This is a genomic window from Pseudomonas sp. PH1b, from assembly GCF_000633395.1.
Classification (GTDB): Bacteria; Pseudomonadota; Gammaproteobacteria; order Pseudomonadales; family Pseudomonadaceae; genus Aquipseudomonas.
In genome coordinates this window covers 70,624-84,927 of sequence record NZ_AYMU01000018.1, presented here as the reverse complement: position 1 = coordinate 84,927, position 14,304 = coordinate 70,624, and the positions used below count along the sequence as shown (strand labels likewise).

General features: G+C 61.9%; 13 protein-coding genes and 1 pseudogene. 10 read left to right on the top strand and 4 right to left on the bottom strand.

Translation table 11 applies throughout. The features are described 5' to 3' along the window. Positions 1 to 380 precede the first annotated feature (380 nt). Positions 381 to 1,964, top strand: a complete 1,584-nt coding sequence (locus U873_RS0124860; protein ID WP_025130829.1) for an ABC transporter substrate-binding protein — start codon at positions 381 to 383, stop codon at positions 1,962 to 1,964. A 62-nt stretch (positions 1,965 to 2,026) separates the two neighbouring features. On the opposite strand, the gene radC is transcribed toward U873_RS0124860, so the two are convergent. After that, on the bottom strand, positions 2,027 to 2,701 hold the full coding sequence (radC, locus tag U873_RS0124855; protein ID WP_025130828.1) for a DNA repair protein RadC: 675 nt from the start codon (positions 2,699 to 2,701) through the stop codon (positions 2,027 to 2,029). A gap of 132 nt (positions 2,702 to 2,833) precedes the next feature. On the opposite strand from radC, the gene coaBC reads away from it, so the two are divergent. From coaBC to argB, 4 genes and pseudogenes are all read left to right on the top strand, one after another. Then, positions 2,834 to 4,042, top strand: coding sequence for a bifunctional phosphopantothenoylcysteine decarboxylase/phosphopantothenate--cysteine ligase CoaBC (gene coaBC / locus U873_RS0124850; RefSeq protein WP_025130827.1), 1,209 nt, complete (start codon positions 2,834 to 2,836; stop codon positions 4,040 to 4,042). A gap of 5 nt (positions 4,043 to 4,047) precedes the next feature. After that, complete coding sequence (gene dut / locus U873_RS0124845) at positions 4,048 to 4,503, top strand: dUTP diphosphatase (RefSeq protein WP_025130826.1); 456 nt, start codon at positions 4,048 to 4,050, stop codon at positions 4,501 to 4,503. A 261-nt stretch (positions 4,504 to 4,764) separates the two neighbouring features. After that, positions 4,765 to 6,165 (top strand): annotated as a pseudogene (locus U873_RS0124835) (phosphomannomutase/phosphoglucomutase); the annotation flags it as partial. 24 nt (positions 6,166 to 6,189) lie between these two features. Beyond that, complete coding sequence (gene argB, locus U873_RS0124830; RefSeq protein WP_025130823.1) at positions 6,190 to 7,095, top strand: acetylglutamate kinase; 906 nt, start codon at positions 6,190 to 6,192, stop codon at positions 7,093 to 7,095. Positions 7,096 to 7,247: 152 nt separating this feature from the next. Here the strand turns inward: argB and pyrE are convergent, their stop codons facing one another. Continuing rightward, positions 7,248 to 7,892, bottom strand: a complete 645-nt coding sequence (gene pyrE / locus U873_RS0124825; protein WP_025130822.1) for an orotate phosphoribosyltransferase — start codon at positions 7,890 to 7,892, stop codon at positions 7,248 to 7,250. Between the two features lie 81 nt (positions 7,893 to 7,973). Here pyrE and U873_RS0124820 point away from each other — a divergent pair, with 81 nt between their 5' ends. Then, positions 7,974 to 8,753 (top strand): exodeoxyribonuclease III, encoded by a 780-nt coding sequence (locus U873_RS0124820; RefSeq protein ID WP_003176915.1) that lies wholly within the window; start codon positions 7,974 to 7,976, stop codon positions 8,751 to 8,753. 61 nt (positions 8,754 to 8,814) lie between these two features. Here the strand turns inward: U873_RS0124820 and U873_RS0124815 are convergent, their stop codons facing one another. Together U873_RS0124815 and rph are read right to left on the bottom strand one after the other, a co-directional pair. Then, complete coding sequence (locus U873_RS0124815) at positions 8,815 to 9,183, bottom strand: DUF4870 domain-containing protein (protein WP_025130821.1); 369 nt, start codon at positions 9,181 to 9,183, stop codon at positions 8,815 to 8,817. 30 nt (positions 9,184 to 9,213) lie between these two features. Continuing rightward, positions 9,214 to 9,936: a ribonuclease PH gene (gene rph, locus U873_RS0124810; RefSeq protein ID WP_025130820.1), complete on the bottom strand. Its 723-nt coding sequence runs from the start codon at positions 9,934 to 9,936 to the stop codon at positions 9,214 to 9,216. A 272-nt stretch (positions 9,937 to 10,208) separates the two neighbouring features. Between rph and U873_RS0124805 the strand changes: the two genes are divergently transcribed. The 4 genes from U873_RS0124805 (at position 10,209) to spoT (ending at position 14,298) form a co-directional block, all read left to right on the top strand. Next, positions 10,209 to 11,072 (top strand): YicC/YloC family endoribonuclease, encoded by an 864-nt coding sequence (locus U873_RS0124805; protein ID WP_025130819.1) that lies wholly within the window; start codon positions 10,209 to 10,211, stop codon positions 11,070 to 11,072. Between the two features lie 10 nt (positions 11,073 to 11,082). After that, positions 11,083 to 11,703 (top strand): guanylate kinase, encoded by a 621-nt coding sequence (gmk, locus tag U873_RS0124800; RefSeq protein ID WP_025130818.1) that lies wholly within the window; start codon positions 11,083 to 11,085, stop codon positions 11,701 to 11,703. A gap of 168 nt (positions 11,704 to 11,871) precedes the next feature. Continuing rightward, a complete protein-coding gene (gene rpoZ, locus U873_RS0124795; RefSeq protein ID WP_025130817.1) occupies positions 11,872 to 12,135 on the top strand; it encodes a DNA-directed RNA polymerase subunit omega in 264 nt (87 codons plus the stop codon). Between the two features lie 57 nt (positions 12,136 to 12,192). Continuing rightward, positions 12,193 to 14,298: a bifunctional GTP diphosphokinase/guanosine-3',5'-bis pyrophosphate 3'-pyrophosphohydrolase gene (gene spoT, locus U873_RS0124790; protein WP_025130816.1), complete on the top strand. Its 2,106-nt coding sequence runs from the start codon at positions 12,193 to 12,195 to the stop codon at positions 14,296 to 14,298. The last annotated feature ends 6 nt before the right edge of the window (positions 14,299 to 14,304 follow it).

The window sequence follows — 14,304 nt, the reverse complement described above, 5'->3', positions numbered from 1 at the left end:
CCCAATAGCAACAACAACCGCTGTGGTCTGAATGACGAAAAGTCCTGATTTTCTTGCGCCGAACGCCTGCGGCAAAGGCTACCGTGGAAATCTACCGCTCGTCGCAGAATATATTCCAGCCTCTGCCAAGCGTCCCTCCCCTGCAGGTAACAACCCCGCCCCCGGGCCGTGGACGCCGTTCCAACGGGATCAATCTGCAGAAAATGCGGCCCCAGATGACCCGCCCTCACCCACAGCGCCACAAGCGGATCGCGAGCCACACGCCAGGTTCTGGCGCAGGATGCAAAAGGGGATAGTCATTTTCCAGCAAGGCCACTAGGGTAAGGCATTTCCAGACTGCACTCGCAGATGGGCTTTCGATCTGCACAAGGAACCCGACCATGCGTCTCGCCGCCCTCCCGCTCCTGCTCGCCCCCTTTCTGAGCCCACTGGCTCAGGCTGCCGCGCTGAGCGTCTGCACCGAAGCCAGCCCGGAGGGCTTCGACGTGGTGCAGTACAACTCGCTGACCACCACCAACGCTTCCGCCGACGTATTGATGAACCGCCTGGTGGAGTTCGATGCCGCCAGCGGCAAGGTGGTCCCCAGCCTGGCCGACAGCTGGGAAGTGTCCAGCGATGGCCTGACCTATGAGTTCAAACTCCATCCCAAGGTCAAGTTCCACCGCACCGACTACTTCACTCCAAGCCGCGAGCTGAACGCCGAGGACGTGAAGTTCAGCTTCGAGCGCATGCTCGATCCGGTCCACCCATGGCACAAGATCGCCCAGAGCGGTTTCCCCCACGCCCAGTCCCTGCAGTTGCCCAGCCTGATCAAGAAGATCGATGCCCTGGACCCACTGACCGTGCGCTTCACCCTGGATCATGCCGACTCGACCTTCCTCGCCACCCTGAGCATGGGCTTTGCTTCGATCTACTCTGCCGAATACGCCGACCAGCTCCTCAAGGCCGGCACCCCGGAGAAGCTCAACAGCCAGCCGATCGGCAGCGGTCCGTTCATCTTCGGTCGCTTCCAGAAAGATGCCTCGATCCGCTACAAGGCCAACCGTGATTACTTTGCCGGCAAGCCGGCGGTGGACTCGCTGATCTTCGCCATCACCCCGGACGCCAACGTGCGCCTGCAGAAGCTGCGGCGCAATGAATGCCAGATCGCTCTTTCGCCCAAGCCCCTGGATGTTCAGGCCGCCAGCGGTGACCCTGCACTGAAGATCGAAAGCACCGCGGCCTTCATGACCGCCTTCGTTGCCATCAACAGCCAGCACCCACCCCTGGACAAACCGGAAGTGCGCCAGGCCATCAACCTGGCCTTCGACAAGGCTCATTACCTCAAGGCCGTGTTCGAAGGCACCGCCGAGGCCGCCAACGGGCCCTACCCGCCCAACACCTGGAGCTACGCCAAGGATTTGCCCGGCTACACGCACGACCCGGAAAAGGCTCGCCAACTGCTGGCCAAGGCGGGCCTGAAAAATGGCTTCGAAACCACCCTCTGGACCCGCCCTTCCGGCAGCCTGCTGAACCCCAACCCCAGCCTGGGCGCCCAACTGCTGCAGGCAGACCTGGCGCAAGTGGGAATCCAGGCCGAGATCCGGGTAATCGAATGGGGCGAGCTGATCCGCCGGGCCAAGGCCGGCGAGCACGACCTGCTATTCATGGGCTGGGCCGGTGACAACGGCGATCCGGATAACTTCCTCTCGCCGCAGTTCACCTGCGCCGCGGTCAAGTCCGGCACCAACTTCGCCCGTTATTGCGATCAGAACCTCGACAAACTGATCACCGCGGGCAAGACCACCACCGAGCAGGGCGTACGCAGCAAGCTTTATCAGCAGGCGCAGACCCAGATCCAGCAACAGGCACTGTGGTTGCCCCTGGCGCATCCCACCGCCTTTGCCCTGACCCGCAAGCAGGTCGAGGGCTATCAGGTGAGCCCCTTCGGGCGCCAGGACTACTCGAAGGTCAGTGTCCGGTAGGTCCGCGGCAAGCCTTCGGCGGCAAGTTTCAAGACCAGGCCGGTCCTGAACCTGCCGCCGATTCAGATCCAGCCGTACTCGGCCATCGACAACGGGTCGCCGTCGCCGACGATGAAGTGATCCAGCACCCGCACGTCAATCGACTCCAGCGCCTCCTGCAGGCGCCGGGTCACGACCCGGTCGGCCGGACTGGGCTCGGAGATGCCCGACGGATGGTTATGACAGAAGATGACCGCGGCCGCGTTATGCACCAGGGTGCGCTTGATGACCTGCCGCAGATACACCGTGGTGCTGTCGATGGAGCCTTGAAACAGCACCTCGAAAGCCAGCACACGGTGCTTGGTGTCCAGGAACAGGCAACCGAACACTTCGTGGGGCTCATGCCGAAGCATCGACTTCAGGTAATCGCGTACCACCAGCGGACTCTCCAGCGCGGACTGCCGCTGCAGCCGCTCTGCCAGATGACGGCGGGCCATTTCCAGCACCGCCTGTAACAGGGCATATTTGGCCGGCCCCAAGCCCGACTGCCGGGTGAAGGTCAACTGATCGGCCTCCAGCAACCTGCGCAAGCTGCCAAAGCGCTGCAACAGGTGCCGCGCCAGGTCCACCGCACTTTTGCCGGCCACTCCGGTGCGCAGGAAAATAGCCAGCAGTTCGGCGTCGGAAAGGCTTATCGCACCCTGCTCCAGAAGCCGCTCCCGCGGGCGCTCCGCCGCGGGCCAATCACGAATGCTCATCACACCTCCCTGTGCATGGCGCCGCTGTTCGACAGCGGTCGCTGTGCTATCTTAGCCCCCTCTTTTTTGCGTGGTATTTCACCTGGGGAGGGGGCATGCCACGCAGCAATCACTGAACGGAAAGACAGGCCTATGCAGCGGCTGTATCGGAAACGCATCGTGCTCGGCGTCGGCGGCGGCATTGCCGCCTACAAGAGCGCGGAACTGGTTCGCCGACTCCTCGACCAGGGCGCCGAAGTGCGCGTGGTCATGACCCGGGGCGGCAGTGAGTTCATTACCCCGCTGACGATGCAGGCGCTCTCCGGGCACCCGGTCCACCTCGATCTGCTGGACCCGGCGGCCGAAGCCGCCATGGGCCATATCGAGCTGGCCAAATGGGCCGACCTGGTACTGATCGCCCCGGCCACGGCCGACCTGATCGCCCGCCTGGCCCAGGGCATTGCCGACGACCTGCTGACCACCCTGGTCCTGGCGACCGACGCCACCGTGGCGATCGCCCCGGCGATGAACCAGGCCATGTGGCGCGACCCGGCCACCCAGGCCAACACCCAACTGCTGCAAAGCCGCGGCCTGCGCGTGTTTGGCCCTGCCTCCGGCAGCCAGGCCTGTGGCGACGTAGGCCTGGGCCGCATGCTGGAGGCCACGGACCTGGTGCAATGCGCCGCCGATTGCTTCCAGCATCTGGCACTGACCGGCAAGCACCTGCTGATTACCGCCGGGCCAACCCAGGAAAACATCGACCCGGTGCGCTACATCACCAACCATAGCTCAGGAAAAATGGGCTTCGCCCTGGCCGAGGCCGCCGTCGAGGCCGGCGCCCGGGTGACCCTGATCACAGGTCCTGTACACCTGCCAACACCCGACAGAGTCACGCGGATCGACGTTGTCAGCGCCCGCGACATGCTTGCGGCTTGCGAAGCGGCCATCCCATGCGACGTTTTCATCGCCTCTGCCGCGGTCGCGGACTACCGCCCAGAAGTCGTCGCCCCACAGAAATTAAAGAAAGACCCTACGAAAGGCGACGGCCTGCTACTACAGATGGTGCGCAATCCGGACATCCTGGCCACCATCGCCGGCCGCCCGGATCGCCCTTTCAGTGTCGGTTTCGCCGCCGAAACCGAACACCTGCTCGACTACGCTGCACGCAAATTGAAGGACAAGAACCTCGACCTGATCGTCGCCAACGACGTGGCCAACCCGAGCATTGGCTTCAACAGCGAGGAAAACGCCTGCAGCGTGATTGACCGGGAGTTGCACGCAACTCTCTTCGCCCAGACCAGCAAGGGCAAGATTGCCCGCCAACTGATCTCTTTTATCGCCGAACGGCTGAACCAGGTTTAACTCGCATGCACGCTTTACAAGCCAAGATCCTCGACCCACGCATCGGCAATGAATTCCCCCTGCCGCAGTACGCCACACCGGGCTCCGCCGGCCTGGACCTGCGGGCCATGCTCAAGGAAGACACTGTCCTGGAACCGGGCCAGACCCTGCTGATTCCCACCGGTCTGTCGGTCTACATCGGCGACCCGGGCCTGGCGGCGCTGATCCTGCCGCGCTCCGGCCTTGGCCACAAGCACGGTATCGTGCTGGGCAACCTGGTGGGCCTGATCGACTCGGACTACCAGGGCGAACTGATGGTGTCCTGCTGGAACCGTGGCCAGACGGCCTTCAATATTGCCGTGGGCGAGCGCATCGCCCAACTGGTACTGGTCCCGGTAGTCCAGGCGCATTTCGAAGTGGTCGAGGCATTCGACGAAAGCCAGCGCGGCGCAGGCGGTTTCGGTCACTCTGGCAGTCACTGATAGCACTTCCCCGGGCCAGGCTCCCTGCCTGGCCCGATCAATGGCGACGGGGATTTCAGGATGAATGACCACCGACACCCAAGCATTGCCACGCCCCCTTCAAACAGGGCTCTTGAGCGGTCACGGTCAGGTCTCCGCCCCTCAGATGGCACTTTCGCAGTACGAACTCTATGCTGAAAACGCCGTCATACCCTTCAGTTTGAGCCTGCCGGCCTGCCATTCCACGGCCGTACTGCACCCCCTTCAGATGGAGCACCCTCAGTGATGAGCAACGCAGCTAAAGTCGCCCCGAAATTCCCCGACAGCATCTTTCGCGCCTACGACATCCGCGGCGTTGTACCGGAAACCCTGACCGCAGAGACCGCCTACTGGATCGGCCGCGCCATTGGCGCCCAGAGCCTGGCCCAGGACGAGCCGAACGTTTCCGTAGGCCGCGATGGCCGCCTGTCCGGCCCGGAGCTGGTGGCACAACTGATTCAGGGCCTGTATGACAGCGGCTGCCACGTCAGCGATGTCGGCCTGGTGCCCACCCCGGCGCTGTACTACGCCGCCAATATCCTGGCCGGCAAGTCCGGGGTGATGCTCACCGGCAGCCACAACCCGTCGAACTACAACGGCTTCAAGATCGTCATTGCCGGTGACACCCTGGCCAACGAACAGATCCAGGCCCTGCACGAGCGCCTGAAGAGCAACAACCTGACCAGCACACCGGGCAGCATCACCCAGGTCGACATCCTGCCGCGCTATGCCGACGAGATCACCCGCGACGTCAAACTGGCCCGGCGCCTGAAGGTCGTGGTGGACTGTGGCAACGGCGCCGCCGGGGTCATCGCCCCACAACTGATCGAAGCCTTGAACTGCGAAGTCATCCCACTGTTCTGCGACGTCGACGGCAACTTCCCCAACCACCACCCGGACCCGGGCAAGCCCGAGAACCTCGAGGACCTGATCGCCAAGGTCAAGGAAACCGGCGCCGACCTGGGCCTGGCCTTCGACGGTGATGGCGACCGCGTCGGCGTAGTGACCAATACCGGCAGCATCGTCTTCCCCGATCGCCTGCTGATGCTGTTTGCCAAGGATGTGGTGGCACGCAATCCGGATGCGGAGATCATCTTCGACGTCAAATGCACTCGACGCCTGATCCCGCTGATCAAGGAGTACGGTGGTCGCCCGCTAATGTGGAAGACCGGTCATTCGTTGATCAAGAAGAAGATGAAGCAGACCGGCGCCCTGCTGGCCGGCGAAATGAGCGGACACGTGTTCTTCAAGGAGCGCTGGTTCGGCTTCGACGACGGCATCTACAGCGCTGCGCGCCTGCTGGAGATCCTCAGCAAGGAGAAATCCACCGCGCAAGAGCTGTTCGCCACCTTCCCGGACGATATTTCTACGCCGGAAATCAATATCCATGTGACCGAAGAGAGCAAATTCAGCATCATTGATGCCTTGCATGACGCGCAATGGGGCGAAGGCGCCGACCTGACCACCATTGACGGGGTGCGAGTCGACTATGCCAAGGGCTGGGGCCTGGTTCGCGCCTCCAACACCACCCCTGTGCTGGTGCTGCGCTTCGAGGCCGATGACGAGGCCGAACTGCAGCGAATTAAGGACGTTTTCCACGCCCAGCTGAAACGTGTTGCACCTGATCTCCAACTACCGTTTTGATTGTTTGAAGCACCGGAGCCCTGAATGACCCTCGAACGCGATGCCGCCGCCAATACCGCCAAGGTCCTATCCGAAGCGCTGCCTTATATTCGCCGCTACGTCGGCAAGACCCTGGTGATCAAGTACGGCGGCAACGCTATGGAGAGCGAGGAGCTGAAGACCGGCTTCGCCCGCGACATCGTGCTGATGAAGGCTGTCGGGATCAACCCGGTGGTGGTGCACGGTGGCGGCCCGCAGATCGGCGATCTGCTCAAGCGCCTGTCGATCGAGAGCCATTTCGTCGATGGCATGCGCGTCACTGACGCGCAGACCATGGACGTGGTGGAGATGGTCCTTGGCGGCCAGGTCAACAAAGACATCGTCAACCTGATCAACCGCCATGGCGGCAGCGCCATTGGCCTGACCGGCAAGGATGCCGAACTGATCCGGGCGAAGAAACTTACCGTGACTCGCCAGACACCGGAGATGACCACCCCGGAAATCATCGACATCGGCCATGTGGGCGAAGTGGTCGGGATCAACACCGACCTGCTCAACCTGCTGGTCAAGGGTGATTTCATTCCAGTGATCGCACCCATCGGCGTCGGCGCCAACGGCGAGTCCTACAACATCAACGCTGACCTGGTGGCCGGCAAGGTGGCCGAGGCGCTGAAAGCCGAGAAGCTCATGCTGCTGACCAACATCGCCGGCCTGATGGACAAGTCGGGCAAGGTCTTGACCGGCCTGAGCACCCAGCAGGTGGACGAGCTGATTGCCGATGGCACCATCTACGGCGGCATGCTGCCCAAGATCCGCTGCGCACTCGAAGCGGTGCAGGGCGGGGTTGGCAGCTCGCTGATCATCGACGGTCGCGTGCCCAACGCGATCCTGCTGGAGATCTTCACCGATACCGGTGTCGGCACCCTGATCAGCAACCGCAAGCGTCCTTAAGCACCAGGCACAAAAAAGCCCCCGCTCGGCCATGCCGGGCGGGGGCTTTTTTATCGACGCAATCTTTGTGGGAGCCGGCTTGCCGGCGAAGGCACTCTCGCGAGCAGCTCAAGGCCCAAAGGCCTCTTCGCCGGCAAGCCGGCTCCTACAGGTCAGATTCCGTACTGCGCGCGGTAGGCTTCCACCGCCGGCAGATGCTGCTTGAGCGCCGGATCGTCTGCCAGGAACTCGAGGACCTGGGTCAGGGACACGATGCTCACCACCGGAATGCCGAAGTCACGCTCGACTTCCTGGATCGCCGACAGCTCACCATTGCCACGCTCCTGGCGATTCAGGGCAATCAACACCCCGGCGGCCTTGGCGCCGTCCTGGGAGGCGATGATCTGCATCACCTCGCGAATGGCGGTACCGGCAGTGATCACGTCATCGATGATCAGTACATCACCGGTCAGCGGCGCGCCCACCAGGCTGCCACCTTCGCCGTGGGCCTTGGCTTCCTTGCGGTTGAAGCACCAGGGCAGGTCGCGCTGATGATGCTCGGCCAGGGCCACCGCGGTGGTCGCCGCCAAGGGAATACCCTTGTAGGCCGGGCCAAACAGCACATCGAAGGGAATGCCACTTTCAACGATCGCCGCAGCGTAGAAACGCCCCAGTTGCGCCAGGGCCGAACCGCTGTTGAACAGGCCGGCATTGAAGAAGTAAGGGCTGGTGCGCCCGGACTTCAGGGTGAACTCACCGAAGCGCAAAACCCCGCGATCGATGGCAAAACGAATGAAATCGCGCTGATACGCCTGCATGAAAAAACCCCAGATACCACGGATTTAGCTAATTAGGTAGAGCTCGGGTATCATACACGCACGTGATTTTTGGGGCCATTTATGCGGATCATCAGTGTGAACGTCAATGGTATTCAGGCGGCAGTCGAGCGTGGTTTGCTCAGTTGGCTGCAAGCACAGAATGCCGACGTCATCTGCCTGCAGGACACCCGCGCCTCTGCCTTTGAACTGGACGACCCAGCCTTCCAACTGGATGGCTACTTCCTTTATGCCTGCGATGCTGAAGTCCCTGCCCAAGGCGGTGTGGCTTTGTATTCGCGGTTGCAGCCGAAGGCGGTCATCAGCGGCCTCGGCTTCGAGACAGCCGATCGTTACGGGCGCTACCTGCAAGCCGATTTCGACAAGGTCAGCATCGCAACCTTGCTGCTTCCATCAGGGCAGAACGGCGATGAAGACTTGAACCAGAAGTTCAAGTTGATGGATGACTTCGCCCGCTATCTGGATAAACAGCGGCGCAAACGCCGCGAGTACATTTATTGTGGCTCGCTGTATGTGGCGCAACAGAAGCTGGATATCAAGAACTGGCGCGACAGCCAGCAATCTCCGGGCTTCCTGGCGCCTGAACGCGCCTGGATGGACGAGATCGTTGGCAACATGGGCTATGTCGATGCCTTGCGCGAAGTCAGCCGCGAAGGTGACCAGTACAGCTGGTGGCCGGACAACGAACAGGCCGAGATGCTCAACCTCGGCTGGCGTTTCGACTACCAGTTGCTGACTCCCGGGCTGCGCCGCTTCGTTCGCAGTGCACGCCTGCCGCGCCAGCCGCGCTTTTCGCAGCACGCTCCGCTGATCGTGGACTATGACTGGACGCTGACTATCTAAGCGTCTTTTCATCGCCACAAAAAAGCCGACAGTGATGTCGGCTTTTTTGTGCGTGCCCGTTCTATTTGATCAGGCGCCAGGTGAAGGGATAGCGATAAGCCACACCCTCTCCCGCCTTGACGCCGCCGATGATGGTCAGCACCAGCGCGCCGATGGCAAGCAGGCCAAATAGAATGAAGCCGATGAATACGAACATCAGCAGGAAGCACACCGCCGAGGCGATCGCCACCGTCAGCTGAAAATTCAGCGCTTCCTTGCCTTGGGCATCAATGAAGGGATCGGTCTCACGTTTGAGCTGCCAGAGAATCAACGGCCCGATCAAGGTGCCGAACGGCACCCAGATCCCCAGCAAGGCCGATAAATGGCAAAACATCGCCCACTGCCGAACCTCATGGCTCGGGGTAGGCAGCGGCAGTTGTTCATCGCTCATGGCGCTCTCCTTGCTGGGGACCGGCACTCATCAATCGGCGAGTGCAGCCTGTTGCAGTTGGAAGATCTCGGTCATGCCTTTCTGTGCCAGCGCCAGCATCGCGTTCAATTCCGCAGGCTGGAACGGTGCGCCCTCGGCGGTGCCCTGCACTTCGATGAAACCACCGGTGCTGGTCATCACTACGTTGAGATCGGTTTCGGCTGCCGAATCCTCCAGGTAATCCAGGTCAAGCACCGGCTCGCCCTGGTACATGCCCACGGACACCGCCGCGATCATCTGCTTGAGCGGATCGCCACCCTTCAGGCCGCCACGCTTCTTGATCACTTTCAAGGCATCGACCAGGGCAACCATGGCACCGGTGATCGAGGCGGTACGGGTGCCGCCGTCGGCCTGGATCACATCGCAATCGACATACAGGGTGACGTCGCCCAGCTTGGACATGTCCAGGGCTGCACGCAGGGAGCGACCGATCAGGCGCTGAATCTCCAGGGTACGACCGCCCTGCTTGCCACGGCTGGCCTCACGCTGATTGCGCTCACCGGTAGCGCGCGGCAGCATGCCGTACTCGGCGGTCAGCCAACCCTGGCCCTGGCCCTTAAGGAAACGCGGCACGCCGTTCTCGACGCTGACGGTGCAGATCACTTTGGTATCACCGAACTCGACCAGTACAGATCCCTCTGCGTGTTTGGTGTAGTTGCGGGTGATGCGGATCGAGCGGAGCTGATCGGCAGCGCGACCACTTGGACGTTTCATAGGGGAACACCTGTACGAGGACGGAAAACTGCCGAGCATTATAAAGCCCGCAACTGCACCAGGGCACGCCCAAAAAGGCCGAAAGCACATTTGTACCTCAGATCGGTCCTGTTGCGACGACCTGCCGTCCATTGCCGGCACCAAGGTTTGGGGCCGCCCACCGCACTGCGCTACAATCCTGCGCCTTCGCCGCCTGTCGGCTTTAATTCATCACTATCAGGCCCGTTCAACCCGCACGCGGTTGGCGCCGGCACTGAATCGGAGGTACCTCCATGGTGCATAGCATGACCGCCTTCGCCCGGGTCGAACGGGCCGGTACCCAGGGCACCCTGAGCTGGGAGCTGCGCTCGGTCAACAGCCGCTACCTGGAGCCGCACCTGCGCTTGCCGGAAGCCTTTCGCGATCTTGAAGGCGCCGTTCGCGAAGCCTTGCGCCAGGGCCTTTCACGGGGCAAGGTCGAGTGCACCCTGCGCTTCACTGAAGAAACCGCCGGCAAGCCCCTGCAGGTCGATCGTGAGCGTGCTGCGCAACTGGTCGCTGCCGCCGAGACCGTGGCCAGCCTGATCCAGCAGCCTGCGCCGCTCAACCCACTGGAAGTTTTGGCCTGGCCAGGGGTGCTGGTGGCCGACGCCAGCGACCCGCAAGCCTTGAACAGCGACGCCCTGGCCCTGTTCAACCAGGGCCTGAAGGAGCTGAAGAATGGCCGCGAGCGCGAAGGCGCCGAACTGGCGCGCCTGATCAACGAACGCCTGTCCTCCATAGAGGAAGACGTAGTGACCTTGCGCGAGCTGGTCCCGCAGATGCTCGCAGCCCAACGCCAGAAAGTCCTCGACCGCTTCGCCGACATGCAAGCCGAGCTGGATCCGACCCGCCTCGAACAGGAGATGGTCCTGCTGGCACAGAAAAGCGACGTCGCCGAAGAACTCGACCGCTTGAGCACCCACATCATTGAAGTCCGCCGCGTACTCAAGTCCGGCGGCGCTGCCGGCCGGCGCCTGGACTTTCTGATGCAGGAACTCAACCGTGAAGCCAATACCCTGGGCTCCAAGGCCTTCGACCCGCGCAGCACCCAGGCTGCGGTCAACCTCAAGGTGTTGATCGAGCAGATGCGCGAACAAGTGCAGAACATTGAGTAAGGCAACTGACATGACCCACAGCACCGGCACCCTCTACATCATTTCCGCCCCCTCGGGCGCAGGCAAGAGCAGCCTGGTCAAGGCCCTGACCGACGCCAACCCGGAGATCCGCGTGTCGGTCTCCCACACCACCCGCGCCATGCGCCCGGGCGAAGTGAATGGCGTGAACTACCACTTCGTCGAACGCAGCGAGTTCGTGAAGATGATCGAGCACGGCGACTTTCTCGAGCGCGCGGAAGTGTTTGGCAACCTCTATGGCACCTCGCAAAGCCACCTGCAGCAGACCCTGGATCAGGGCCACGACCTGATCCTGGAAATCGACTGGCAGGGCGCCGAGCAGGTGCGCAAGCTGATGCCCCAGGCGCGCTCGATCTTCATCCTGCCGCCATCATTGCAGGCCTTGCACCAGCGCCTGACCAACCGCGGCCAGGACAGCGACGAGGTCATCGAAGGACGGATGCGTGAAGCCGTCAGCGAAATGAGCCACTACGTCGACTACGACTACCTGATCATCAACGATGATTTCGCCCACGCGCTGGACGACCTGAAAGCGATTTTCCGCTCCAACCAGCTGCAACAGAAACGCCAGCAACAGCGCTTCGGCAAATTGCTGGCCGAACTGCTGGGTTAAAACAGCACTTCCCAAAACCGCTGCAAGCGCTTTACATTGGCACTTGCAGCGCGTTGAAGAGCTTGGTCAAAAAATCAGCGCTTCCCTAAACGCTGGTGATTTTTTAAACTGTTGAGTCCGCTCGCCCATCCGGGCAGCGCGCATATTGCATTTGCTACGAGGAAGACCATGGCCCGCGTAACCGTTGAAGACTGTCTAGAACACGTGGATAACCGCTTTGAGCTGGTCATGCTCTCTACCAAGCGTGCCCGTCAACTGGCCACCGGCGGCAAAGAGCCGAAAGTAGCATGGGAAAACGACAAGCCTACCGTTGTCGCCCTGCGCGAAATCGCTGAAGGCCTGATCGACTACGCAGCTATCGCCGAAGCCGAAATCGTTGAAGATGAACCGCTTTTTGCTGCTTTCGAGGACGAGTCCAACGAGACCGTCTGAGTCCATGCCTGGTCGACGTAGCACGGCGCGGGATCACAGCTTACGGCAGGAGATATCATGCCGAGCATAGACGCCCTCGCCGATCGCTTATCGACCTATCTCGGCACGGACCAGGTCAATCTGGTCCGCCGAGCGTATTTCTACGCCGAACAAGCCCATGACGGTCAACGCCGTCGCAGCGGCGAGGCGTACGTCACGCACCCCCTCGCGGTAGCGAACATTCTTGCCGACATGCACATGGACCATCAGAGCCTGATGGCCGCGATGCTGCATGACGTGATCGAAGACACCGGTATCGCCAAGGAAGCGCTGCAAGCGCAGTTTGGTGAAACCGTGGCCGAACTCGTGGACGGGGTCAGCAAACTGACCCAGATGAACTTCGAGACCAAGGCCGAAGCCCAAGCGGAAAACTTCCAGAAGATGGCCATGGCCATGGCCCGCGATATTCGCGTGATCCTGGTCAAACTGGCGGACCGCCTGCACAACATGCGCACCCTGGAAGTGCTGTCCGGCGAGAAGCGCCGCAGGATCGCCAAGGAAACCCTGGAGATCTACGCTCCCATCGCCAACCGCCTGGGCATGCACAGCGTCCGTATCGAATTCGAAGACCTGGGCTTCAAGGCGATGCACCCGATGCGTTCCGCGCGGATCTACCAGGCGGTCAAGCGCGCCCGGGGCAACCGCAAGGAAATCGTCAACAAGATCGAAGAATCCCTGAGCCACTGCCTGGCCATCGATGGCATCCAGGGCGAGGTCAGCGGTCGCCAGAAACACCTGTATGGCATCTACAAGAAGATGCGCGGCAAACGCCGGGCCTTCAACGAGATCATGGACGTCTATGCGTTCCGCATCATCGTCGACAAGGTAGACACCTGCTACCGCGTGCTCGGCGCTGTACATAATCTGTACAAGCCACTGCCGGGACGCTTCAAGGACTACATCGCCATTCCCAAGGCCAACGGCTACCAGTCACTGCACACCACGCTGTTCGGCATGCACGGGGTACCGATCGAGATCCAGATCCGCACCCGGGAAATGGAAGAAATGGCCAATAACGGCATCGCCGCCCACTGGCTGTACAAATCCAGTGGCGACGAACAGCCCAAAGGCACCCACGCCCGCGCCCGCCAGTGGGTCAAGGGCGTGCTGGAAATGCAGCAACGCGCCGGCAACTCCCTGGAATTCATCGAGAGCGTGAAGATCGACCTGTTCCCGGACGAGGTCTACGTGTTCACGCCCAAAGGCCGGATCATGGAGCTGCCCAAAGGCTCCACAGCGGTGGACTTCGCCTACGCGGTGCACACCGATGTCGGCAACAGTTGCATCGCCTGCCGGATCAACCGGCGCCTGGCGCCACTGTCCGAACCCCTGCAAAGCGGTTCCACGGTGGAAATCGTCAGCGCCCCGGGCGCACGCCCGAACCCGGCCTGGCTCAACTTCGTGGTCACCGGCAAGGCCCGCACCCACATTCGTCACGCCCTCAAGCTGCAGCGCCGTTCCGAGTCCATCAGCCTCGGCGAACGCCTGCTGAACAAGGTGCTCAACGGCTTCGACAGCTCTCTGGAAAAAATCCCGGCAGAACGGATCCAGGCCATCCTCCAGGAATACCGCCTGGAACTGATCGAAGACCTGCTGGAAGACATCGGCCTGGGCAACCGCATGGCCTATGTCGTGGCTCGCCGCCTGCTGGGCGAAGGCGAACAGCTGCCAAGCCCGGAAGGCCCGCTGGCGATCCGTGGCACTGAGGGCCTGGTCCTGAGCTACGCCAAATGCTGCACGCCGATCCCTGGCGACCCCATTGTCGGCCACCTGTCGGCCGGCAAAGGGATGGTGGTGCACCTGGACAACTGCCGCAATATCAGCGAAATCCGCCACAACCCGGAAAAATGCATCCAGCTCTCCTGGGCCAAGGATGTCACCGGCGAGTTCAACGTAGAGCTGCGGGTCGAGCTGGAGCATCAGCGCGGCCTGATCGCGCTGCTGGCCAGCAGCGTCAACGCTGCCGACGGCAATATCGAGAAAATCAGCATGGACGAACGCGATGGTCGCATCAGCGTGGTCCAACTGGTGGTCAGCGTGCACGACCGCGTGCACCTGGCCCGTGTGATCAAGAAACTGCGCGCCCTGACCGGGGTCATCCGCATCACCCGCATGCGTGCGTAGCCCGCC

What these genes read in the sequence shown, in the direction of transcription:
- U873_RS0124860 (WP_025130829.1), top strand. Translation starts at nt 381, where the DNA reads ATGCGTCTCGCCGCCCTCCCGCTCCTGCTCGCCCCCTTTCTGAGCCCA.
- radC (WP_025130828.1), bottom strand. Translation starts at nt 2,701, where the DNA reads ATGAGCATTCGTGATTGGCCCGCGGCGGAGCGCCCGCGGGAGCGGCTT.
- coaBC (WP_025130827.1), top strand. Translation starts at nt 2,834, where the DNA reads ATGCAGCGGCTGTATCGGAAACGCATCGTGCTCGGCGTCGGCGGCGGC.
- dut (WP_025130826.1), top strand. Translation starts at nt 4,048, where the DNA reads ATGCACGCTTTACAAGCCAAGATCCTCGACCCACGCATCGGCAATGAA.
- argB (WP_025130823.1), top strand. Translation starts at nt 6,190, where the DNA reads ATGACCCTCGAACGCGATGCCGCCGCCAATACCGCCAAGGTCCTATCC.
- pyrE (WP_025130822.1), bottom strand. Translation starts at nt 7,892, where the DNA reads ATGCAGGCGTATCAGCGCGATTTCATTCGTTTTGCCATCGATCGCGGG.
- U873_RS0124820 (WP_003176915.1), top strand. Translation starts at nt 7,974, where the DNA reads ATGCGGATCATCAGTGTGAACGTCAATGGTATTCAGGCGGCAGTCGAG.
- U873_RS0124815 (WP_025130821.1), bottom strand. Translation starts at nt 9,183, where the DNA reads ATGAGCGATGAACAACTGCCGCTGCCTACCCCGAGCCATGAGGTTCGG.
- rph (WP_025130820.1), bottom strand. Translation starts at nt 9,936, where the DNA reads ATGAAACGTCCAAGTGGTCGCGCTGCCGATCAGCTCCGCTCGATCCGC.
- U873_RS0124805 (WP_025130819.1), top strand. Translation starts at nt 10,209, where the DNA reads ATGGTGCATAGCATGACCGCCTTCGCCCGGGTCGAACGGGCCGGTACC.
- gmk (WP_025130818.1), top strand. Translation starts at nt 11,083, where the DNA reads ATGACCCACAGCACCGGCACCCTCTACATCATTTCCGCCCCCTCGGGC.
- rpoZ (WP_025130817.1), top strand. Translation starts at nt 11,872, where the DNA reads ATGGCCCGCGTAACCGTTGAAGACTGTCTAGAACACGTGGATAACCGC.
- spoT (WP_025130816.1), top strand. Translation starts at nt 12,193, where the DNA reads ATGCCGAGCATAGACGCCCTCGCCGATCGCTTATCGACCTATCTCGGC.